The sequence below is a fragment of the Emticicia sp. GW821-FHT11C11 genome, assembly GCF_058808615.1.
This window is the reverse complement of record NZ_JBXARV010000001.1, coordinates 1,374,089-1,397,062: the sequence shown is the minus strand read 5'-3', so window position 1 is coordinate 1,397,062 and position 22,974 is coordinate 1,374,089. Positions and strand designations below refer to the sequence as shown.

The following is a 22,974-nucleotide window of genomic DNA, read 5'->3' as shown; positions in this document are numbered from 1 at the left end:
AAACCCATTCATGACCCGAAATTTCTATTCCTCTGCCATTATATATAGCGCGGTCTATGCCGTCCTAATCTTATTTAAGAGCATTTTGTTTCTGGTACTTGGTGTGCAGGCGAGCAGCCTGCCATCAATGGGTAGCTGGTTTACTTTCGAGTTTTTGGCGTGGCTGGTGTGGTCGGTTATTTTACTGAAATACTTTTACTCCCATAACTATTCATTTGCTTTCAGGGCGCTCATTCTATCTATTGCTGCTTCAGGCTTTCATTTTTTTTCTTTTCTGCAATTACTAAAAACCCGGGAAATACTCAATTATAATCTCCTGGCCATTATAGTTTCTTTAGTCGCGAGTATGTTGTTTGCAATCAGCCTGATAAGTTCTGGCACGGGTAAAAAACGATGGCTGCGAATGGCAGGGATTCTGCTATTGGCAGAAGCAATCATCATGATTTCATCTATCATCACCACAATGCACTCTACCAGTTTTATGCTAAGTGGCATGTTGGGACGTATAGAACAATGGATAGCATTAGCAGGTGTACTGATTCCTGTTGCCTTTATCTTGCACTTCTCAGAAGAAAAGAAAACAAGTATAAATGAATCTGACGCTAGTCAGGAATCATGGGTAGGGCCGATCAATTTTACCTCGTTTATCATAGCAATGGTAGGACTTTATTTAGGTTCAATTTTAATAACGGATAGTCTTGACATCAACAAAAATGCCAGAAGAGTGGATTCCCATCTCAAAAAAATAGCTGAACCCTTTGTTGAAGGAATCTATATTAACAGTCGTAATGATACTTTGCGATACAGATTATTGAAACCGCTGCAATACGACTCAACCAGACAATATCCATTGGTTATCTGTTTGCATGGAAGTTCGGGAAGTGGGATTGATAATACAAAACAGATTGTAGCTTCACTACCTGTGTCTTTGTTGTCAAAACCAGAAAACAGAGTAAAATATCCGGCTTTTCTGTTTGTACCGCAATGTCCTGTGGGCTCAAGCTGGGGAGGAGTCAATAATACTCCTGCTATTGATTCACTGGTTTTTGAAACCATAGCTTCATTGCAGCAAAAACTCCCGTTTGATGCAAATCGTTATTATGTGGCCGGCAATTCCTTAGGTGGTTATGGTGCATGGCATTTTATTGCTACAAGACCCGACCTGTTTGCTGCAGCTATTCCCATCTCAGGAGCAGGCGATGCCTCGCTCGCCAAAAATATGGTAAATATACCCGTTTGGGCTTTTCATGGAGCAAAGGATAGAAATGTTCCGGTGAGCGGCTCCCGCGAAATGATTGAAGCCATGAAAAAGGCAGGTGGGCACCCTCGTTATACCGAATATCCGGATAAAGCCCATAACATCTGGAATCAGGTAAGTGATGCACCGGATTTACTGGATTGGCTTTTTGCACAGCATCGAGAACAGAAAAAAACAAAATAATATACGGTTGTCTAAACAAAAAATCCGGAAGTCAGCAACCTCCGGATTTCAAAATAAAAACATCTATAAACAGTATCTCTACTGATTAAAACCTACCTGTTGGTTTTACAAGCACAAAGGTAGATTGATTTTTTTATTTATGCAACATTGTTGCATAAATATTTTTATCTGTTCATTAGCTGGGAATAGCACCGCCATACGATTCATTAAGTCGCTGAAAAACATTCTTTTGTCGTAGTAAGACAATAGTCTCTTATTTTTTATTTATTTTTAAGAATGTTTTTCCCAAAGAAAGTTTTAATCTGCCCTGCTAAAAGGCAATTCTTATCACCCATATTGGGGGAAATTCAGGAGAAAAATTGGTAAGTGCACAGTTTTTTTTCATTTTTACAAAACAGTATTTCATCTTTCAAACTTCAATCGCTCACCCAATTATGAAAAGACGGGATTTTATCCAACTGTCGGGTATGGGTCTGGGGGCTATGATGGGTTCAACCATACCTGTTTTAGGTAACATAGTCCCTGTCGAACATCTGCTGGAACCCAAGGCTGACGCCGCTGCAAAAAAGAAAATGGCCGATGTTGCTCTCAACGCCGCCAAAGCTAAAGGGGCCACTTATACCGATGTCCGTATAGGCCGTTATCTGCAACAGTTCCTCTTCACTCGTGAAAACAAAGTTCAGAACATTGTCAATGCCGAATCTTATGGTGTGGGTATCAGAGTGATAGCCAATGGTACGTGGGGATTTGCCGCTACCAGCGACGTAAGCAATGCAGGTATTGCCAAATGTGCTGAAACCGCCGTTGCTATTGCCAAAGCCAATGCCAAAATACAAACCGAGCCGGTAATACTGGCACCACAAAAAGGTGTAGGAGAAGTAGCGTGGAAAACACCAATCAAGAAGAATGCCTTTGAGATTCCGGTACAGGAGAAAATCGACTTATTGATGAAAGTCAATAGCGAAGCCATGAAAAACGGAGCAGGTTTTGTAACTTCTAACCTGTTTTTTGTAAACGAACAAAAGTATTTTGCATCTTCTGACGGTTCTTATATCGATCAGGATGTACACCGCATCTGGCCTAATTTTACCGTAACTGCCGTAGACAGACAAGCAGGAAAATTCAAAACCCGTGACGCCATCAGCTCACCGATGGGTATGGGCTATGAGTATCTGGATGGGCTGGCAAGCGAAAAAATTGCAGGGCCAAACGGACTGGTAGGTTATCGTAACTCTTATGACATGGTTGAAGACGCCATTAACGCAGCGAAACAGGCCAAAGAAAAAATGACTGCGAAATCGGTACAGCCCGGAAAATACGATTTAGTACTTGACCCTAATCACCTGGGACTAACCATCCACGAGTCGGTAGGTCACCCAACGGAGCTTGACCGTGTATTAGGCTATGAAGCCAACTATGCAGGAACCAGCTTCGCTACGCTTGATAAATGGAAAGCCAAGGATTTCAATTATGGCAGCAAACTGGTAAATATTGTAGCCGATAAAACGCAACCACATACTTTAGGAACCGTAGGTTATGACGACGAAGGCGTACCGTGTAAAGAGTGGGATTTGATTAAAGATGGTATTCTGGTGAACTACCAGGCCACCAGAGATCAGGTGAATATTCTGGGCGAGAAAGAATCACACGGCTGTTGCTATGCCGACAACTGGAATTCGGTTCAGTTCCAACGCATGCCAAACGTATCTCTTCGTCCGGGCACCAGCAAGCTGAATGTAATGGACATGATTAAAGGTGTAGAAAAAGGTATCTATATCATAGGCCGTGGTTCTTATTCTATCGACCAGCAACGCTACAACTTCCAGTTTGGCGGACAGCTATTCTACGAAATCAAAAACGGTGAAATAGCCGGTATGCTTGATGACGTAGCTTACCAGTCGAATACACAGGAGTTCTGGAACTCATGTGCACAGATATGCGATAAAGACGATTACCGCACTTTCGGATCATTCTTTGACGGTAAAGGTCAGCCATCACAGGTAAGTGCCGTATCACATGGTAGTTCTACTACCCGTTTCAATGGTGTAAATGTGATTAACACCGGTAGAAAAATCGGTTAACCTAAATAAAAGAACATTAACAATGGCTATATTAACAAAAGAAGAAGCTAAAAAAATAATTGATAAGGTGTTAGCCTTTTCAAAAGCTGACGAAATGAGTGTGGCCCTTACCGGTCGCCGCACCGGTAATATACGTTATGCCCGTAATACGGTTTCAACCAGCGGTGAGGCAACCGATCTTTCGCTGGCAGTTACAGCAGTATTCGGCAAACGCAGTGGTACATCAACCATCAATGAGTTTGATGACAAATCGCTGGAAAAAACTGTTCGCAGAGCGGAAGAAATCGCCAGACTGGCCCCCGAAAACCCGGAGTATATGCCTATGCTGGGGTCTCAGCAATACACGGAGTCAAATACTTTTACCCAAAGTACAGCTAACATTGACCCGGCGTTCAGAGCCAAAGCAGCCTTCGACAGCATTGATCCCTGCACCAAAAAGAACCTGGTAGCGGCCGGTTATCTGGAAGACACCTCAGGTTTTTTTGCTATGGGTAATAGCAAAGGTCTTTTCGGTTACAATAAATCAACATCGGTCGATTTCTCTATCACGGTGCGTACAGCAGATGGGCTAGGCTCAGGTTATGCCATCAAAGATTTCAACGATGTATCGAAACTAAACACCAAAGCAACTACTGAGGTAGCCATGCAAAAAGCGATGGCGTCTGTTTCAGCACAGGCATTGGAGCCTGGTAAATACACGGTTATTTTAGAACCGGCTGCTGCAGTAGATTTACTACAGAACATGATGCGCAGCCTGGATGCCCGTAATGCCGACGAAGGCAGAAGTTTCCTGAGTAAAAAAGGTGGTGGCTTACGTTTAGGTGAAAAACTTTTCGACGAAAGAGTAACCATTTATTCTGATCCTACCAATCCGGACGCACCTACATCAGGTTTTGCCGGTGATGGTCGCCCACAAGAGAAAGTAACCTGGATTGAAAACGGTGTGGTGAAAAACCTGACCTATTCAAGATTCTGGGCTGATAAAAAAGGAGTAAAGGCAGTACCGCCACCATCAGGTTTCATTATGGCCGGAGGAACCCAATCGCTTGCCGATTTAATTAAAGGTACAGAGAAAGGTATTCTGGTAACACGTTTGTGGTATATCCGTGCCGTTGATCCTCAAACCCTGCTTTATACAGGTCTTACCCGCGACGGAACTTTCTATATTGAAAACGGCAAAATCAAATTTCCGGTTAAGAACTTCCGTTTCAACGAGAGCCCGGTTATCATGCTCAACAACCTGGAAGCCATGGGCGCACCGGTACGTATAAGCGGTAACATGATACCTCCGTTGAAGATAAGAGACTTTACCTTCTCGTCTCTTTCAGACGCGGTATAAGGATAGTTTTTCATTGGTAATTCACCGAATAAATTCGGCGACTAATATAACAGAGGTATTTTTGCATGTACTAAGCCGACTTGAGTCGGCTTATGCCAATCATAATTCCTTTGTTAAGCTAGACGACGAATTTATTCGTTGTACCCAGCAACCCAAATGGCGCATTTCAGCGGACCTTTTAGCCATTTATTGACCCATTTGTCAAAATCCCCCGTACTGGGTTAGTAGGAAATTCATTTTAATTCTTACTTTTATAGTTCCTGAATAATTATTCTTTCACTCACAAATAAAAACTGAAAAAGCTTTGAAAAGAAGAGACTTTATCCAATTATCTGGAATGGGATTTGGCGCAATGATGCTGCCAGGTATTCCGCTTGTGGGCAATGCGGTTTCTCAAGAAGCCCTACTGGACGGAGGCGTTGACGTGGCTGTAAAAAAACGGTTAGCTGATGCCGCTCTTAACGCCGCTAAAGCCAAAGGCGCTACCTATACCGATGTACGCATCGGTCGATACCTTAACCAGTTTGTCATCACTCGTGAAGACAAAGTACAGAACATTGTCAACACCGAATCGTATGGTGTTGGAGTACGCGTAATTGCCAATGGTTGCTGGGGATTTGCTGCCGTGGTAGACGCTAAAAGTGAAGCCGACACAGCCAGAGCAGCCGAAGAGGCAGTAGCCATCGCAAAAGCCAATTCCAAACTAATGAAAGAGCCAGTACAGTTGGCTCCTCAAAAAGGTTTTGGTGAAGTAAGCTGGAAAGCCCCTATCAAGAAAAATTCGTTTGAAGTCCCTATCAAAGAGAAAGTTGATTTATTGTTGAGTGTAAACGATGCGGCGCTTAAAAACGGAGCCAACTATGTTAATTCAGTACTGTTTATGGTGAATGAGCAAAAGTATTTTGCTTCTTCTGATGGGTCATATATCGACCAGGATGTACACCGCATCTGGCCTATTGCAGCCGTTACTGCCATTGACCCTAAAACGGGCAAATTCGAAACCCGCCAGGCACTTAGTGCTCCGGTTGGTATGGGGTATGAATATTTGCAGGCTAATCCTTCCGACAAAGTTACAGGTGTTACCACCCGTTATAATAAAGGCTATGATATGCTGGAAGACGTAACTGCGGCAGCCAGACAAGCCAAAGAAAAACTAACAGCAAAATCAGTAGAAGCCGGTAAGTACGACCTTGTACTTGATCCTTCTCACTTATGGCTAACTATCCATGAGTCGGTAGGTCACCCGCTTGAACTCGACCGTGTACTGGGCTATGAAGCTAACTTTGCCGGTACATCTTTTGCCACTTTAGATAAATGGCAAAGTAAAAACTTTAACTATGGTAGCAAAGAAGTGAATCTGTTTGCTGATAAAACTCAGGTAGGTTCGTTAGGTGCTGTGGGTTGGGACGACGAAGGTGTAAAAACCAAACGTTGGGATTTAGTAAAAGACGGTACTCTTGTAAACTATCAGGCTATCAGAGATCAGGCACATATTATCGGTGAGAAAGAATCACACGGCTGTTGCTATGCAGATAGCTGGTCGTCGGTGCAATTCCAACGCATGGCCAATGTGTCACTTGCTCCGGGCAAAGCACCTCTTTCAGTAGAGGAAATGATAAAAGATGTAAAGAAAGGAATATATATTATTGGCGACGGTTCATTCTCGATTGACCAGCAACGTTATAACTTTCAGTTTGGCGGGCAGTTGTATTATGAAATTAAAGATGGTAAGATTGAAGGTATGCTGAAAGACGTAGCGTATCAGTCAAATACACAGGAATTCTGGAACTCTTGTGTACAGATTTGCGACGAAAGAGACTATCGCTTAGGCGGCTCGTTCTTCGATGGCAAAGGGCAACCTTCGCAATCAAGTGCGGTGTCACACGGTAGTTCAACTACTCGTTTTAATGGCGTAAACGTCATTAATACAGCCCGTAAAATCTAATGTTTACAGAAGGATGAAGAAAGGAAAACGGAAAAAGGAGAATGCAGAAAGAAATTGAATTTCAGATTACTTGCTCCTTCAACCATGTTTCATTATTCAATCCTTAAAATCAAACCATTTAAAATCTGAAATCAAATGTCTGTTATACTAACCGAAACAGAAGCCAAAACCTTGTTGAAAAAGGTTTTAAGCTATTCTAAAGCAGATGAATGTGAAGTAAATCTGCTTGGCGAAATACGTGGCAATATTCGCTATGCCCGTAATGAAGTTTCAACCAGTGGGTCATTAATCAATGTAAATTTACAGGTACAATCGGCTTTTGGTAAAAAAGTCGGCATCGCCACTATTGATGAGCTGGATGATGCTTCGATCCAAAAAGTTGTTCGTCGCTCAGAAGAATTAGCTCAACTGGCACCAGAAAACCCTGAATATGTAGGTTTATTAGAACCTCAGCAATATCTTAAATCAAGCGGGCATTATGATTCTACCGCGAAAATCACCCCTGCCACACGTGCAGACGCCGTAGACAAAAGCCTGCAGTTATCAAGAGCGCAAAATCTGGTAGCGGCTGGTTTTTTGGAAGACCGCCACGGCTACAACGCTATGATGAATTCTAAAGGACTGTTTGCTTACTATCTTGACTCTAATGTCAACTTCTCACTGACTGTTCGTACTCAGGATGGTACCGGGTCAGGCTATGTTGCCAGAGGTTATAATGATATAAATAAGCTTGATACTGCAGCAGCCACTAAAATTGCTATCCAGAAATCGGTTGGTTCTTCAGGTGCAAAAGCACTGGAACCCGGTAAATATACGGTTATATTAGAGCCTACCGCAGCAGTTGTACTTTTGGAAAACCTCTATTTTGATATGGACGCCCGTAGTGCTGACGAAGGACGTTCGTCTATGAGCAAGACCGGGGGTAAAACCAAATTAGGAGAAAAAATAGTTGACGAACGCGTCACTTTTTATTCAGACCCTCAGCACCCCGATTTACCGGCAGCGGCATGGTCAGGTGATGGTCAGGCACAAAAGAAATTATTCTGGGTAGAAAAAGGAGTGGTTAAAAATCTGGCGTACTCAAGATTCTGGGCGAAAGAAAAAGGGGTAAAACCCGTACCTTTTCCTAATAACATGATTATGGAAGGAGGCACCGCCACACTTGAAGAGATGATTAAGAGTACCAAACGAGGTATCCTGGTTACCAAGCTATGGTATATCCGTTCGGTTGACCCTCAGACTTTATTACAAACTGGCCTTACCCGCGACGGAACATTCTATATTGAAGATGGAAAAATAAAACATCCGATTAAGAATTTCCGTTTTAACGAAAGTCCGATTATCATGCTTAACAACCTTGAAACGCTGGGCAAGCCTGAGCGCGTGGTTAGCACGGAGTCGAACCAGAATTACATTGTACCGCCGATGAAAATAAGAGAATTTACGTTCTCGTCACTTTCTGATGCCGTATAGCGGACTGGTAGTCCGTGATTATGTACTACAAGGGTTAAATATTTAATATTGGATAAATGCCAAATGAAATAGAGATAATAGAGAAAAGTTTTTCTCTATTATCTCAAACATTTTACTTCCAAAGACACAATTTCAGAAAATTAACACTTCATTACACTTGAAACCTTTCGTCTTCACTCGGATTCAATACACTTCGGGGGATTGGGATACAGATCAACGCATGCCTTCCAATATCCTGAATTCGCTGGTAGAATACACTACCATACCTGTTGATGAAAAAGAGAAGGTTGTATTATTGAGCAGCAACGAAATCTTCAAAAGTCCGTTCTGTTACCTTAGTGGCCACAAGTTGGTGGAGTTTTCTAGTCAGGAAAGAGAGCATTTTAGAAAATATGTTGAAAACGGCGGGTTTGTCTTTGTTGACGATTGCAATCATGACATCGACGGACTGTTTGCCAAATCATTCGAGCAGGAAATGGCTCGTACTTTCAGCGCCAAAGCACTACAGAAAATACCCAATACCCATCCTATTTATCACTCTTTCTTTCATTTCGATGGCCCGCCTACCACCAGTTTCGAACTGAACGGCTGGGGTGACGACCTGGTGCACGACTACCTGAAAGCCATTCAGATTAATGGAAGGATAGGCGTGCTATACAGCAATAAAGATTACGGATGTGAATGGGACTACGACTTCAGGAATAAACGCTGGCTAGCCGAAGACAATACCAAATTCGGAGTAAATATCATCAATTACGCATTAACGGTTTAAACATTGGAAACACAAAATCTTAATCACTATAAATCACTGGTATCTAAATTACCACACTTAAAAAAAGAAATCGGTAAAGTTATTGTCGGCCAGGAAGAGGCCATCAATGAAATATTGATTAGTTTACTGGCAGGTGGCCATTGCTTGTTGGAAGGTGTCCCCGGACTTGCCAAAACCCTGATGGTAAAGACCATGTCGGAAGCACTCGATATGAAGTTTAAAAGGGTTCAGTTCACTCCCGACTTAATGCCCGGTGATATTATCGGCACTGAAATTCTGGAGGAAGACCATGAAACCGGCAAGAAGTTTTTCAAGTTCAACAGAGGGCCTATTTTCGCCAATATTGTACTGGCCGACGAAATAAACCGTACACCACCTAAAACGCAGGCGGCATTATTGGAAGCTATGCAGGAATACAAAGTTACTTATGCTGGTACTAACTATGACCTGCCTCTGCCGTTCCTGATTATTGCAACCCAAAACCCGATTGAGCAGGCAGGTACTTATCCCCTACCGGAGGCTCAATTAGACCGTTTCTTGTTGTATATCAAATTGGGCTACCCATCAGAACAGGAAGAACTAAACGTATTGAAAAGTACTACTGGTAGCAACAAACAGACTTTACAGACCATATTGACAGACAATGAGATTATAGATTTACAAAAACTGACCAGACAGGTGCACATCAGCGACGAATTGATTGTGAAAGTTAACCAGTTGGTAAGGAATTCCCGTCCGGCTAACAGCTCATCTGATTTTGTAAAACAATGGTGCAATTGGGGCGCAGGCCCACGTGCAGGACAAGCACTCATTCTATGCTCAAAAGCAAGAGCCGTATTGAACGAACGTTTCTCTGTGATTCCGGAAGATATTGAGACACTGGCGTATCCGGTACTACGCCATAGAATTGCGCTGAACTTCCGTGCCGAAGCCGAAAATATCACTACGGATAACGTGATTGGTGAATTGTTGAAAAAATAAACCTGATGCTCACTAACGAACTCATTAAATTAAATAATCTGCAACTGGCTGGTCGATTAGTTAGTGAAGAAGTGATGCTGGGAATCCACGGAAGCAAGCGTTCGGGTATCGGGACAGAATTTGAACAATACCGACACTATGAACCGGGAGACGACCCCAAAAGAATCGACTGGAAACTATTTGCCCGCACACAAAAGCATCTGGTGCGGGAATCAGCTACAGAAAGCAACCTGCATATCCGATTTGTGCTCGACTTATCAGGTTCAATGAATTATCAGGAGAAGTCAGTAAGCCGATTGCAATATTGCAAAGTCCTGCTGGCATCACTGGCTTATCTGGGGTATCGACAGAGCGACCAGATGAGTTTGTACACACTCCAAAACGGCGACTTGCAAACATTGGTACCATCAGGCAAGCAATCGTTTCAACGGATTCTGTATACACTTGAAAAGGCAGAAGCAGGTGGACAATGGAAAAACAGTAATCCGAAATTCCCCGAATTTCAACAAAAACAAAAGGAATTGATTGTCATTGCCTCAGATTTTCTGCAAGCCGATGACGAGTGGGTACAGTTAATCAAGAACATTGCCAACCCACGACGGGATATCGTAATTTTTCAGGTATTAGGGGAAGATGAAATCAATTTTAACCTGAAAGGCTTTTATCGTTTCAAAGATCTGGAAACACAAAGAGAGATAGAGTTGCAGGCAGAGGCTGTAAAAGAAGAATTTAAAACAGCTGTTTCAGCATATCTTGAAAATCTGGAGATTGCCTTGCGGATACCTAATGTTAATTTAATCAGAGTGAGGCTCAATGAACCCATCGCCAGGGTTGTTGCAGAGTCTCTAAAGAAAAGGAAATTATAAGTATGGAATTGTTAAATCCTCTGATGCTTTGGGGCGGTTTGGCTATTGCCATACCAATTATACTCCACTTCTGGCATCAGAAAAAAGGGAAAGTATTAGAATGGGCTGCTACGCAATGGCTCATAGAAAAGAATCTTCAGCAGTCGAGAGGCATCCGGCTGGATAATATTCTATTACTGCTACTCAGATGTCTGCTTTTACTGCTGTTTTGCTTTCTATTGAGTAAACCTGTGGTAGACTGGTTCAACGGGCAATCATCCGCCAAAAAAATACATCTGGTTCAACCGGACAACCTAATAGTCAGCAATTTTAAGTTTGAATTGCAGGAAGCCCTGAAAAAAGGTGAAAAAATATATTGGATACAATCCAACCCAATTCCTGTTGAGGATATTAACAGCATACCTGCTACAGATGGCATTAATCCACTTATACTGCAGTCAGCCCTGAATAAACTCTCGCAGACAATAGATAAAGAGCATATAGAACTATATCTCATTAATGATCAGGACCTGGCGCAGGTACCCAAAATTTTCGTTCCCTCAACATTCCATCTGCAAACAGTTGTTGATTCAACAAAACAAGTATCAAAACCCTACTTAGCCTTTGGTGAAAATAAACTTTTTGTAAATGCAGCTAACCAACTGACCGGCCAGAACGAATTAGATAAAGACAACAATTATCTGAACAAACCTGCCAATACTACTCCGATCCAAATTTTGGTTCTGAATCAGGACAAAGTAGAAAAACAAACCATCCTGGCCGCATTAAAGGCATTAGAAGAGGTATACAAATTAGAACTGGCCATAGATATCGAGACAGATAAGAACAAAAAATATAATTGGGTTTTCAGTGATAAGCTATTAAAAGCAGGGTCAGAATTCGCTTCTGAATCAACTTTAAGTATTATCTCAGATGCCAACCATACTCCGGCTAATCAGTTGAGTTATCAGAAAAACATAATTCATATTCCTTACAGCCTCAATCCACAATTCTCAGCAGCCGTTTTTAATGGTGAGTTTCCTGAGTGGTTGGGAGAGACATTAGTTAAGTACTACCAGCTAAACCCTGTACGCACTATTTTGAGCCACCAGCAGTTGCAAGGTTTATTTACTCATTACAGCTCCAGCAAAACAACCGAAGAAAGTGAGTTTTCAAGGCTTTTGCTTTTAGCTTTTATCATTATTTTAGGCATTGAACGTTATATAGCTATTCGGAAAAACGCATGAATCAGGTCAAACATATTATATCGGGTGTTCGCTACCAGTTATATGCGGTCGCTTTATTGACGTGCTTTCTGGTAGCTGTATCCGTCTTTTTATTGCTCGCTGTTTTTATTGATTCTGTCTCTCTATTAGTTACTTTCAGTCTGCTTACTTTTGGTATCAGCGCTTACTACACAAAACTCTTTACCGACAAGCAAAATGATGCAGTAAAACTAATACACAAAACTGTTGGAGACACAGAATACAGCCTTCAACTGCTTAGTGTTTCTCAGCCCAATATTGCGGAGCAATTGCAGTTAGAAAGATTAGCTTCTAAATTAGATGGACACAAGATTCCAACAGCAATAGGCTCTAAAATATGGATTCCAATCGCTGCCCTGCTGGTTTCACTGGGTATTTATTGGGGATACCCACTTATCAGACAAAATCAGGAAAACAAAACTTTTAGTACTCAAACAAAGGCCACACCATCGCCGGAAACAATTGCGAAAGCACCGGTTTTCAGTTCGTCACAATTAACCATTACCCCCCCTGCTTATACCAGATTACCGATAAAAACAAGCGAGGATTTAAACGCTTCTGCTATTAGCGGCTCAATACTTAAATGGCAGGTAGCATTTAATCATACCCATAGTCTGGCCGTAAAACTAAGCAATAACAGAGGAGAGGAACTGACATTTAAGAAAGCCGGAGAAGTTTTTGAGTATACCGATGTGCTACATGGCTCAGGTTTATATACCATTAAAGCTTATTGGAAAGACTCATTGGTTTATCAGTCTGATTACTATCGCCTGGAGGCAATACCCGACCTGGCGCCTAAAATTGACCCGGCTTCTAAAGAGCTATATAAATTTCATTTTCTGAAAGACCCGAAAACTATACAGATTTCGGCCAAAGTATCTGACGATTTTCTGGTAACACAGGCATTCATTATTGCTACAGTCGCCCGTGGCTCGGGTGAAAACGTGAAGTTCAGAGAAGTGAAATTCCCTATTAACCAAACAAATTTCAAAGAAGCATCCGTATCTAAAATCATCGATTTAAAAGCCCTCAATTTTGCTCCGGGCGATGAATTGTACTATTACTGGGGAGCATTTGATAACAAGAAGCCAGAACCGAATTATACCAAATCGGATACCTATTTTATTGTATACAAAGACACTTCTAAAACTGAAGAAGCTGAAATGGCCACTATGGCCATGAATATTCTGCCCGAATATTTCAGAAGCCAGCGGCAGATTATTATTGATACCGAAAAACTCATTGCCAAAAGAAATAAAATCAATCAGAAGGATTTTAACAGTACTTCTAATGAAATAGGTTTCGATCAGAAAGCGTTGCGTCTGCGCTATGGACAGTATCTGGGAGAAGAATTTGAGAACTCGATCGGTGGTGGCAGCGCTTTACCGGAGTCTGCCGGTAACGAAACCGCCGATTTGTTAAAGGGTTTTGTGCATGCCCACGATGAAGGCGAGCATGACCACGAAGACGGCGGAAAACAACAAGAGCACGGACATGACCACGGAGGAGAAACCAAAGGTAATCACTACAACGAAGACCCGCTGGCGGCTATTCTGAAAGATTATGTACACTCGCACGACGACGGCGAAGCCAATACATTCTACGAACAATCAACCCGCAGTTTATTGAAAATGGCGCTGGAACAAATGTGGCAGTCAGAACTGCATCTACGCCTATATGAACCCGAAAAGGCATTACCTTTTGAGAAAAAGGCGCTGGAATTTCTGAAATCGGCCCAACAAAAAGCACGATCATTCGTAAAGAAAACCAGCTTTGACCCGCCACCCATCAAAGAAAAAGAAAAGCGTATGACAGGCGAACTGAACAAATTCAATGAAGCATTCAGTTACGAGAAGAATTTTTCGCAACAACAGGTGGAGCAACTGGTGGCAGAAGTACTCGGCATTATAGATACCAAACAGGAAGCGCAGAAATTGAACGGCCTCCAAAAGCAAACAGTACTGGCATTGGGGTCTTATCTAAGTGGCAAGGTAATGAACAGCAAACTGAGCAACTGGTCGGTTTTGAGCCTGTTGCAGAAGTTAATCAACGATAAAGACCTGTCGGCGGACGAAAAAGCTGAGCTAAAGACAAAACTTTATCAGCTCACAGGTATCAGTCAACCTAAAGGCACATTGAACAAATCTTATTCGGGAGAAAAAAAATTAGAAAAGGCATTCTGGAAAAACATTCAGTAGTCCGGCATCAGACCAAACTTAATCAATGACATTGCAATTACTCATATTATCAGTTTTTCAGTCAAAGTGGCTACTCTACGGGTGTTTAGCAGTAGTGCTGCTTATCCAATTCTGGCTATTATGGCAGTTGAAAACACTACCTACAAAACGCTTGTGGATTCGCGCGGGGTTGAATCTGTTTGTCTGGTTAATGGTTTTTCTCTTCGTTCTTCAACCCGGGTTCAACCGCACGACTGATAGCAACAAGATTTTATTGACTGATGCAGGAGTACCGAGAGCATATATTCAGAAAGTCAGAGACAGTCTGCAAATCAGAGAGTCGTTCAGTGTTTCTGAGTTCAACCGGCTAATGAGTAAAAATCCACACTTTTCGGATCAACCGGGCATTGTATACCTGTTAGGGCAAAATTTCAATCAAAAGACAATCAGTCTCCTAAGCAATAAGACCCTGAACTGGATACCTTATTTTAACAACGGACAATTGGAGGATTCAGACTGGAAAGGCATCGTAAGAAAGGGCGATATACAGGAGGTAAGTGGGAAAATAACGGTAGACAAGCCTCAGACACTCAGTATCAAATACGCCAATCAGATTTTAGATAGCGTACTATTACAAAAAGGCTTAAATGCCTTTCAGCTGAGTTTTCCGGTTTTCACGATTGGGCAGACAGAGGCCACACTGGCATTAGAAAATAAGTCTTTGCAGGATATACACTTTTTCGCTCACGCCCCTCAGGCACACAATGTGCTGTTTATATTGGGTAACCCCGACTTTGAAAGTAAAAACCTATCTGAATGGCTGGGTAAAAACAATCACAAGGTCGAAATCATTACGACTATCGCCAAAGATGCTCAAAGTAAGGTTTCTATCAATAAAACCACACAGGCAAAAACCTTCAATACGGATATTGTAATAACTGACCCCGGCAACGCTTCTCATGCTCTGGTAAAAAAAGCTGCTGCAGAAGGCAAAAGTGTTTTGTTTATTAACTGTACTAATCCGGAGCAGGATGTCAAAACTATTAATCAGGCGTTGGGTACTAACTGGCGGGTAAAAAAGATATCGAATGAGCAATCAGTAAATCTCGCCGATAATCTCACTGCCTTGCCATATGCTTTGGTGGAAAACATCAATCAAAAATCAGTGGGTACCTATCCCATCGCTGTTCAGAAGAAAGCCGGCACAATAGTTCTAAGCCTTTTAAACGAGACTTTCCCTCTGAAATTAAGTGGTGATAGTCTGAATTATAATAAAATCTGGGCCTCAGTATTCCAACAGTTGAATCCCCCGGCGCAGAATAACGTCATTATACAATCTCCTGTTTTTACTGATACCCAGACACCCGTTATTGTCAACAATCCTTCAGCAATTACAGATGTGCTTAAAATAGCAAGTGATACCACCCGGCTTCTACAGTCAGTTGTTAATCCGCTTACCTTCTCGGCCAACTATGTTTTTAGAAAACCGGGTTGGCAAGCTTTTCAGGATTCACTATCCGTTTACGTTGAAGATAAAATAAGTACGCTGCAACAAAGCAAACAAATACAAGAAGCTTTACTAGCTCACCAGACATTTAATACCGTTAGCGGAAGTCCTTCGGTTTCGCAGGCATTGACCACTACCCTACCCGACTGGATGTGGTTTGCTCTTATACTGATAGGGTTAGTGGCGCTTTGGGTTGAACCTAAGCTGGATTTTTGAGATTATTTCCACACTTCCACAATTTGTACCAGAGCGCTCTCCAATCTGCTCTTAATCAACTCAATACTATTTTCTTCATTTCTTTTCAGGATTTATGTTTGAAAAAACGTTCCATTTGAGCCTGTTTCAGTCTGGTTTCTTCCGATTTAAACCAGTGGACAGGCGGATAAAAATACAAGACAAGCGAAACCAGCGAGATTACCCAGAAACTGACACGCTGAACTTTAGAAACCCTGCCGGTTGGCTTATACAACTGATAAAAAGTAAGCACGAAAATGAGCAATTGGCAACCCAATAGCAGAGGCGTATATGCTTGCAAGGCAATAAATATGCTCAGGCCACCGCTGATGCTTATCAGCAAAGGCAACCCACAGCAAAGCAGATGAATGCAAGAAGCGGCAAGCAGTTGGATTCCTAACAATACTTTTGTCATAATAAAATGGTTTATAGCAATCAGATACGTTTGGGTAACATTATCGAAGTTCAACAAATAAAATAAATGCAACATTGTTGCAAACGTAGAATTGCATTTCTACATTTGCAACACTATTGCATAAAAATTCTCCGACTATGAAACGTATCTTCTATCCTTTTTCATCAGGAATGACCATCATTCTCCTCGGCAGTTGTTTGGGTTTCGGGTTTTCATGGCAGGGTGCTACACAAAATATAACCTGGAAAGACCTGCAGGATGTACGATTTAAGAAAAGATTCAACAAACAGGAAAACATGTTTTTTCTTTATCCGGAATTCGGAGAGAGAGTAAAGGCATTGGAAGGAAAAGTAATACAAATCAGAGGCTATATGATTCCGGTTGACCCCGCGGAAAATGTCTTCGTGCTTTCGGCGAATCCTATGGCCGCCTGCTTTTTTTGCGGTGGCTCAGGGCCAGAGTCAATCATTCAACTGAAGCTCAGACAACCCCGCAGATTTGCAACAGACGAGATCTGGACTGTAAAAGGCACGCTAAAGCTCAATACTGATAATGTGGAAGAACTGAATTATGTTTTGCAGAATACTGAAACGGTAAGGAAGTTTAACTGAGCAGCTTTGATAACATTATAGCCATACAGGTTTGCTCTATATGGCTATTGTCCTGGTATTAATTTCCTGAAGGCTTATTGGCCGGGCGGAAGAATCTCTTCTTCGATTTGGTCTTATTACCCGATGACGTTTTAAATCTGGTTTTCGTACCACCTGTTTTATACTCAGGGGCGGGGCCTAATCCTAAACCTTCCGTAATGTTTTGCTTCTCTACTTCTCTTTCCAATAGCTTTTCTATATTAGCAATGCGATACTGGTCTTTTTCATTAATGAAAGTGATAGCCGTACCTGTGGTTTCTGCTCTCGCTGTTCGCCCAATTCGGTGAATATAATCTTCTGCATCACGAGGTACATCGAAATTGACTACATGGCTCAGGTTATTGATGTCAATACCTCTCGAAAGTACATCTGTCGCCACCAGAATCTTATATTGTTTGTTCTTAAAATCACGTAAAACGTTTTCGCGTTCCTGTTGTGAATTATCTGACGAAATACCTCTGGCATCCAGTTTTAATTTTGTCAAGGCTCTGATAATTTTATCAATCATCATTTTCTGAGAAGAAAACACGATTACTGACTGAACTCCATCATTTTTTAGCAGATGTGCCAGTAACGGAATTTTCTGTGTATCGTTGGCTAAATAAAATTGCTGGTCTATCCCTTCGGCAGGCTTAGAAGTTGCCAGTCTGACCTCTTCAGGATTATTCAGAATTTTATTGGCAAAGTCTCTTATTTTCCGGGGCATGGTAGCCGAAAACATCAGATTCTGCCGTTTGGCCGGAAGTTGTTTCAGTATAAAAAGGATATCATCCGAAAAACCCATATCAAGCATTTTATCTGCCTCATCAAGTACGAGACATTTGATATGGTCAAACTTCACTTCTGTAGATTTCATGTGGGCCATCAACCGCCCGGGCGTAGCAATGATTATATCTGCTCCGTGCACCAGAGCTTTTCGCTGTTGATCCCATTCTTCACCTACACCACCGCCATATATGGCAATACTGGTAGCATTGATAAAATAACTGAATCCTTCAATTTGCTCGTCAATCTGTTTAGCCAGTTCGCGGGTTGGTACAAGTACCAGTACCGATGTCTGGTTGCTTTGTTGGCGCACCACCTGATCAAGTAAAGGAATAAGATAAGCCGCTGTTTTGCCTGTGCCGGTTTGTGCGGAAGCCAGGAGGTCTCTTCCTGCAAGAATGAGTGGAATGGTTAGTTCCTGTATGGGTGAGGCCTGAATGTAATTCATGGCGCTTACGCCAGACAACAGGTCTTCATGAAGGTTAAATTCGCTAAATTGCAAGTTTTGTTCTGAAATTATAGATTGGTAAAAACGTAAAGATAGCATTTAGAAATGAAGAATGCATAGAATGGCCGAATCATCAGCTATTCTATGCATTCTTTAGTTACTTTACCAATCAATTTAAAGCTGATGCATTACTTAAATAAAAACCTGCTCGGGGCGATTTCAGCTTTAACTGAATCAATCAATACGCCAGTCGGCTTGTATCTGAAAACATAGCCTGCCTGTTTGTATGACGGCGTAGTACCCCCATAGATTATATTCTCTTTTGGATCAAATCCGAAGGCAGTAAAGGTGCGTTTAATTAAAGGAGTCGATGTTGAAATGGTAGCATCATTTATATTAAAACTAAAGGTTTCACCCACCTCGCTCCAATGTGAAAAAGAAAAATAGATAGTTTTTCTATCGGCACTGAAAGTCAGATTTCCGAGTGTTTTGTCACCATTGCCGCCTACTTTAATTCTTGCTTCTACCAGTTTGGTTTGTGGGTTTATTCTCACTACATCCTGATATACAAAACCCCATATTTTACCATTGGCATCTGCCTGTAAGCTACTGATGCTACCCACTCCACTAATCTCTTGTTTAAAAGTATCAGTCTGTGTGTCTATTACCTGAATCACCCCATCGTTTGCATCACTTACAAAGGCCTCGGTCCCTACCACAACAATGCTTTCTGCACCTTTTTGTACAGGTATTTTCTTGGTTATTTTGTTAGTTGTCAAGTCAAGTACAGCTACATAACCTTTGTTGATATAAAAATCGGGATAAGCACCTGTTTCTGCCCAGGCAGTTACATAGGCTTTGTTAGCGCTCACTTTTACAGCCTGGCGGGGGTTTTCAATCTCACTCGACGGAATAGTGGCAACAGATTTAAAAGTGCGGGCATTTACAATTTCAATTTTATCCTGCCCAGTTGTTGAGTTATCAACCAATATGATGCCTTTCCCATCAACTTCCGCATAATCTGCTATCCCTCCGGTTATCGAGCGGCTATTTTCCTTTTGAAATATATCAAGCGACGCCGTTTTTGAATTGCGGTCTACCAATGAGAGAGAGCCGTTATTATCAAAAAAGTTTCCGGCATTTATCACAATCACACCTGAGTCATACGGTTGTGCGGGTTCTGCTTCTTTTGTTTCACAAGAAAAAAGAGCAATAGAAACAAAACCAATCAGTAATAATTTTCTGTAGTTCATCTGGATTATTTATTTATGTTTATAACTAAGTTGATTGCATAATTTCTGCCTGGCATGGCATTGCGTTTCGAATTGAGATACAACTCATCGAATACATTATTGATCTGAAAAAACAATTGACCGTCAACGTGTTTCCATTGTAAACCGCTTTCCAGTATTACATTCACAAGCTGCTGGCCATCGAACCACTTGGAGTTGTCGAAGGTGTAGTACCTGCGGCTATTGGTCTGCCATTGAAGCGTAGCACGGAATGGCATTCCGTGTGTTTTCATCCACTCGCCTTTGCTTCGGGTCTGGTAGAATAAATTGGCAGTAAAATTGTGCTTCGGAATATAAATCAGTTGTTTGCCTATCACATCGGCCGAAAAATTGTCATAAGCCTTCCGTTGTGAAGAAAGCGTATAGGCATATTGTGTATTCAACCCTAAAGTCAATCGCTTCTGCTGAAACTGTGTTTTATGAGATAGTTCTATGCCTTTAGCCAGTACTTGTTGCAGGTTTTGTACGCGATACCCTATCTCTGGGTTCCAGTATACCCAGTTGTCAATCAGATTATGATAGACGTTCAGAGATGAACTGAAACTGAAAGCGTTTTTTGCCTTATTCCAACTGATACCGAGTTCTTTATTGAATCCGTCTTCAGGTTTCAGATTGGGGTCTCCCAATTCAGACCAGTAACGCTCATTCATGGTGGGTACGCGGTAGCTGCGCGAAACATTACCTGTTAACTTAATAGCTTTAGCAAGCTGATACTCGAACCCTAATGCCGGAGCCATCGGCGGCTCAAAGCCTTTCACAAATGCCTGCCTCACATTGAGCGAAGCAAGAAATTTCGAGGAAACCTGATAGCGCAACCAGGCAAAAAGATCGAGTCGGTTTTCAGAGATTTTTCTTCTTTCATACTCATCAACGTGCGCCACCACATTAGCCGCCTCTGTACCAATATGTGCAGTTAGTTTTGAAATTTGCCATTCATGCTCCACCCGAACCAGAAAACGGTCTATGGCTGTGCGGCTGGGTTTAATAAAGTTACCTTTCCCATAATTGGTTATATCCTGTACATACCCACCTCTCACGGTCAGTTTCCTGAACTGATAAGTATTCAGAACCCTGATTGCCTGGGTCTGCAACAATTCTCTTGTATTAATTGACTGCGGCGAAATCTCGACACTATTATCCGACAACCAGATATTCAGCGAAATCTGGTCCTGTTTTTTAGTCAGATAAAACAAATCCTGTATGAATCCTTTTGATGCCGTAGCAGAGCGCTCTACCGGATAATAATTCCGCTCGGTATAAGGGTAATCGTTATTCAACACCCCTTTATAAAATACGGTTTTAGAAGAAATACGTTTATCAGATAGCCGCACTGACAGTTGGCTTTGTCTGTTATCGAAACTGGCCAGTCTTTGTCCGAAACTCGCCTGCATTTTCTTTTCCCAAACAGGTTTTGAATCGAGAAGAATACTCCCTCCGACCGCATCAGAACCAACTACACAGGACGAAGATCCATATTGAATAGCCAGCAAGTCGAAACCTGCCACGGGAAGCGTAGAAAAATCGCTCTGCCCAGTGCTTGGCGAATTAATATTGATACCATTCCAGAGCACTGCAGTATGGTTACTCGAGGTACCTCGCAGTCCCACGGTGGTCAGTTGTCCGTTACCATATGGCCGGAAATTAACCGGTGCCTGAAAACTCAGGAACTCTGCCAGTGTCTGAAATTTCGCCTGCTGTATGGCTGCTGAATCGATGCTTTGGATTTTCAAACCCGCCATAAAACGAGTTGGGGTAAAGGTTTTCACCACTACCTCATCCAGCATTCGTGTCGAATCGGTTTGGGCAAAGACATTTACCTGCGGTAGTAAAAACCACGCAAATACAAAGGAGAATACCTTCGACAAAAAGCATTTAATGGAAATGCTCAAAAATTAATGAATATAAAATGAATGATATCCTGTCGCTCATTTGCTTTTATCCTCCGTAAAGCGCAAATAAGGATAGTCCTGGGCAGGTCTCCTGACTCGTTTCAGCATTTCCGGCCTTCCCGTATAACAGTGGCCATGAAGACGAAATGCATCAATGAAACTTACAGTTGCGGGGACAGCTCCCGGTTTGAACGGGATTCCCTTTTAAGCCTTGAGACGATTATCGGAAATCGCATAAGGCACCTAAAACTGATGCAAAGGTAAAATGATTTTTAAAATTAACAGCAATTGCACAAAAAAATAGTAGTTCATGTCACGTTAATACTAATTCTGAAAACAGATGCTTATACTTGTTAAATGTTGTAAAATCTATGTTTATATTCGCACATACAAAACCTTAATACGAATGACCAAAAAGAGAATTGCCATTGATATGGACGACGTAATGGCAGCCACTGGAAAGAAAATCCTCAGAACTTATAACCATCTGGTAGGTACCGCTTTTACTGAGCAGCATTTTGAAAACAAAGCATATTTTGAGATTTTCGAGGAAAAAAACTATCACAAAATAAGAGAAGAAATATTTAAACCGGGTTTTTTCAGAGATGTAGAAGTAATGGCTGATGCCGTAGAAGTGGTACAGAAACTGCATGAAAAATTTGAAGTATTCATCGTATCGGCAGCCACCGAGTTCCCTAATTCATTGAAAGATAAAATGGACTGGCTGGAAGAACACTTTCCGTTTATTTCATGGCGGAATATTGTACTTTGCGGTGATAAAAGCATTGTAGCCGCCGATTACATGATTGACGACCACGAGAAAAACTTGAAGACCTTTAAAGGTAAAACGCTGATGTTTAGCGCCATCCATAATCAGATGGTTACCGGTTATCAAAGATTCAAATCATGGAAAGAAATTGAGGCTTTTTTTGAGAATGAAAGTTAAGATTCATTCAAAAACGACCTTGTATTCATGGGAAAAACTGAAGAAAAAACAATAGTATCACAACCTGACAATAACTATGCTCGATCTATCACATTAGCCGTTTTATTGTTAGCAGGATATTTTTGGTTTTTTGTTCAGTCAATTGCAGTAGTTTCATGGCTGCTACTTTTCTGCTCTTTGTTTTGCCTCTTTTTAGGAAGTTATCTTATTCTCAATTTATCCAAATACATTTACTATTTATATTCTGATAAAATAATTATAGCCACGCATAAAAATGAATATCTTGATGAAATAAAGATTACTGATATCACTGCTTGGAACATTGAATATGATGAGGTTGGAAAATACAAATCAAACAAAAATTTAGTTTTTAGAACAAATGAAAAAACTATATCTATAAGCAGCCAGGACTATAAAAATTTCTCAGATTTTACTAACTACTTTAGAAAGTAAAAGTTACCAATTGACAAAAACCTAAAAGCACCACTTAAAATTTCATTAGATGAAGA

18 protein-coding genes and 1 riboswitch are annotated in these 22,974 nt (G+C 41.5%); of the genes, 14 read left to right on the top strand and 4 right to left on the bottom strand.

The window, feature by feature from the left end; genetic code table 11:
* The first annotated feature begins 10 nt into the window (after nt 1-10).
* From AC1RRY_RS05920 to AC1RRY_RS05870, 11 genes are all read left to right on the top strand, one after another.
* On the top strand, nt 11-1,441 hold the full coding sequence (locus tag AC1RRY_RS05920; protein WP_492817456.1) for a carboxylesterase family protein: 1,431 nt from the start codon (nt 11-13) through the stop codon (nt 1,439-1,441).
* Nucleotides 1,442-1,875: 434 nt separating this feature from the next.
* A complete protein-coding gene (locus AC1RRY_RS05915; RefSeq protein WP_492817458.1) occupies nt 1,876-3,522 on the top strand; it encodes a TldD/PmbA family protein in 1,647 nt (548 codons plus the stop codon).
* 22 nt (nt 3,523-3,544) lie between these two features.
* Nucleotides 3,545-4,861, top strand: a complete 1,317-nt coding sequence (locus AC1RRY_RS05910) for a TldD/PmbA family protein (RefSeq protein ID WP_492817460.1) — start codon at nt 3,545-3,547, stop codon at nt 4,859-4,861.
* A gap of 304 nt (nt 4,862-5,165) precedes the next feature.
* Entirely contained in the window at nt 5,166-6,806 is a 1,641-nt protein-coding gene (locus tag AC1RRY_RS05905) for a TldD/PmbA family protein (RefSeq protein ID WP_492817462.1), read from the top strand.
* 135 nt (nt 6,807-6,941) lie between these two features.
* On the top strand, nt 6,942-8,279 hold the full coding sequence (locus tag AC1RRY_RS05900) for a TldD/PmbA family protein (RefSeq protein ID WP_492817464.1): 1,338 nt from the start codon (nt 6,942-6,944) through the stop codon (nt 8,277-8,279).
* 157 nt (nt 8,280-8,436) lie between these two features.
* Nucleotides 8,437-9,051: a DUF4159 domain-containing protein gene (locus AC1RRY_RS05895; protein ID WP_492817466.1), complete on the top strand. Its 615-nt coding sequence runs from the start codon at nt 8,437-8,439 to the stop codon at nt 9,049-9,051.
* A 3-nt stretch (nt 9,052-9,054) separates the two neighbouring features.
* Nucleotides 9,055-10,032, top strand: a complete 978-nt coding sequence (locus AC1RRY_RS05890; RefSeq protein ID WP_492817468.1) for an AAA family ATPase — start codon at nt 9,055-9,057, stop codon at nt 10,030-10,032.
* 5 nt (nt 10,033-10,037) lie between these two features.
* Complete coding sequence (locus AC1RRY_RS05885; protein ID WP_492817470.1) at nt 10,038-10,898, top strand: DUF58 domain-containing protein; 861 nt, start codon at nt 10,038-10,040, stop codon at nt 10,896-10,898.
* 2 nt (nt 10,899-10,900) lie between these two features.
* Complete coding sequence (locus tag AC1RRY_RS05880; RefSeq protein ID WP_492817472.1) at nt 10,901-12,124, top strand: BatA domain-containing protein; 1,224 nt, start codon at nt 10,901-10,903, stop codon at nt 12,122-12,124.
* Complete coding sequence (locus tag AC1RRY_RS05875) at nt 12,121-14,340, top strand: hypothetical protein (protein ID WP_492817474.1); 2,220 nt, start codon at nt 12,121-12,123, stop codon at nt 14,338-14,340. The genes AC1RRY_RS05880 and AC1RRY_RS05875 overlap by 4 nt, the downstream gene beginning before the upstream one ends.
* Before the next feature lie 25 nt (nt 14,341-14,365).
* Nucleotides 14,366-16,042 (top strand): hypothetical protein, encoded by a 1,677-nt coding sequence (locus AC1RRY_RS05870; protein WP_492817476.1) that lies wholly within the window; start codon nt 14,366-14,368, stop codon nt 16,040-16,042.
* An 85-nt stretch (nt 16,043-16,127) separates the two neighbouring features.
* Here the strand turns inward: AC1RRY_RS05870 and AC1RRY_RS05865 are convergent, their stop codons facing one another.
* Nucleotides 16,128-16,475 (bottom strand): hypothetical protein, encoded by a 348-nt coding sequence (locus AC1RRY_RS05865; protein ID WP_492817478.1) that lies wholly within the window; start codon nt 16,473-16,475, stop codon nt 16,128-16,130.
* Nucleotides 16,476-16,612: 137 nt separating this feature from the next.
* Here AC1RRY_RS05865 and AC1RRY_RS05860 point away from each other — a divergent pair, with 137 nt between their 5' ends.
* Entirely contained in the window at nt 16,613-17,086 is a 474-nt protein-coding gene (locus tag AC1RRY_RS05860) for a DUF3299 domain-containing protein (protein WP_492817480.1), read from the top strand.
* 58 nt (nt 17,087-17,144) lie between these two features.
* On the opposite strand, the gene AC1RRY_RS05855 is transcribed toward AC1RRY_RS05860, so the two are convergent.
* The 3 genes from AC1RRY_RS05855 to AC1RRY_RS05845 form a co-directional block, all read right to left on the bottom strand.
* Nucleotides 17,145-18,392 (bottom strand): DEAD/DEAH box helicase, encoded by a 1,248-nt coding sequence (locus tag AC1RRY_RS05855; protein ID WP_492817482.1) that lies wholly within the window; start codon nt 18,390-18,392, stop codon nt 17,145-17,147.
* A gap of 134 nt (nt 18,393-18,526) precedes the next feature.
* Nucleotides 18,527-19,591, bottom strand: a complete 1,065-nt coding sequence (locus AC1RRY_RS05850) for a YncE family protein (protein ID WP_492817484.1) — start codon at nt 19,589-19,591, stop codon at nt 18,527-18,529.
* 5 nt (nt 19,592-19,596) lie between these two features.
* Nucleotides 19,597-21,495 (bottom strand): TonB-dependent receptor plug domain-containing protein, encoded by a 1,899-nt coding sequence (locus tag AC1RRY_RS05845; RefSeq protein ID WP_492856498.1) that lies wholly within the window; start codon nt 21,493-21,495, stop codon nt 19,597-19,599.
* Between the two features lie 88 nt (nt 21,496-21,583).
* A riboswitch (cobalamin riboswitch) is annotated at nt 21,584-21,781 on the bottom strand.
* 144 nt (nt 21,782-21,925) lie between these two features.
* On the opposite strand from AC1RRY_RS05845, the gene AC1RRY_RS05840 reads away from it, so the two are divergent.
* Together AC1RRY_RS05840 and AC1RRY_RS05835 are read left to right on the top strand one after the other, a co-directional pair.
* Nucleotides 21,926-22,465, top strand: a complete 540-nt coding sequence (locus AC1RRY_RS05840) for a 5' nucleotidase, NT5C type (RefSeq protein WP_492817488.1) — start codon at nt 21,926-21,928, stop codon at nt 22,463-22,465.
* A gap of 27 nt (nt 22,466-22,492) precedes the next feature.
* Entirely contained in the window at nt 22,493-22,918 is a 426-nt protein-coding gene (locus AC1RRY_RS05835) for a hypothetical protein (protein WP_492817490.1), read from the top strand.
* Nucleotides 22,919-22,974 lie beyond the last annotated feature (56 nt).

Excerpts from the sequence above, each read along its gene's own strand:
- AC1RRY_RS05870 (WP_492817476.1), top strand. The coding sequence starts at position 14,366 with ATGACATTGCAATTACTCATATTATCAGTTTTTCAGTCAAAGTGGCTA.
- AC1RRY_RS05880 (WP_492817472.1), top strand. The coding sequence starts at position 10,901 with ATGGAATTGTTAAATCCTCTGATGCTTTGGGGCGGTTTGGCTATTGCC.
- AC1RRY_RS05920 (WP_492817456.1), top strand. The coding sequence starts at position 11 with ATGACCCGAAATTTCTATTCCTCTGCCATTATATATAGCGCGGTCTAT.
- AC1RRY_RS05885 (WP_492817470.1), top strand. The coding sequence starts at position 10,038 with ATGCTCACTAACGAACTCATTAAATTAAATAATCTGCAACTGGCTGGT.
- AC1RRY_RS05875 (WP_492817474.1), top strand. The coding sequence starts at position 12,121 with ATGAATCAGGTCAAACATATTATATCGGGTGTTCGCTACCAGTTATAT.
- AC1RRY_RS05850 (WP_492817484.1), bottom strand. The coding sequence starts at position 19,591 with ATGAACTACAGAAAATTATTACTGATTGGTTTTGTTTCTATTGCTCTT.
- AC1RRY_RS05835 (WP_492817490.1), top strand. The coding sequence starts at position 22,493 with ATGGGAAAAACTGAAGAAAAAACAATAGTATCACAACCTGACAATAAC.
- AC1RRY_RS05865 (WP_492817478.1), bottom strand. The coding sequence starts at position 16,475 with ATGACAAAAGTATTGTTAGGAATCCAACTGCTTGCCGCTTCTTGCATT.
- AC1RRY_RS05860 (WP_492817480.1), top strand. The coding sequence starts at position 16,613 with ATGAAACGTATCTTCTATCCTTTTTCATCAGGAATGACCATCATTCTC.
- AC1RRY_RS05910 (WP_492817460.1), top strand. The coding sequence starts at position 3,545 with ATGGCTATATTAACAAAAGAAGAAGCTAAAAAAATAATTGATAAGGTG.
- AC1RRY_RS05900 (WP_492817464.1), top strand. The coding sequence starts at position 6,942 with ATGTCTGTTATACTAACCGAAACAGAAGCCAAAACCTTGTTGAAAAAG.
- AC1RRY_RS05915 (WP_492817458.1), top strand. The coding sequence starts at position 1,876 with ATGAAAAGACGGGATTTTATCCAACTGTCGGGTATGGGTCTGGGGGCT.
- AC1RRY_RS05840 (WP_492817488.1), top strand. The coding sequence starts at position 21,926 with ATGACCAAAAAGAGAATTGCCATTGATATGGACGACGTAATGGCAGCC.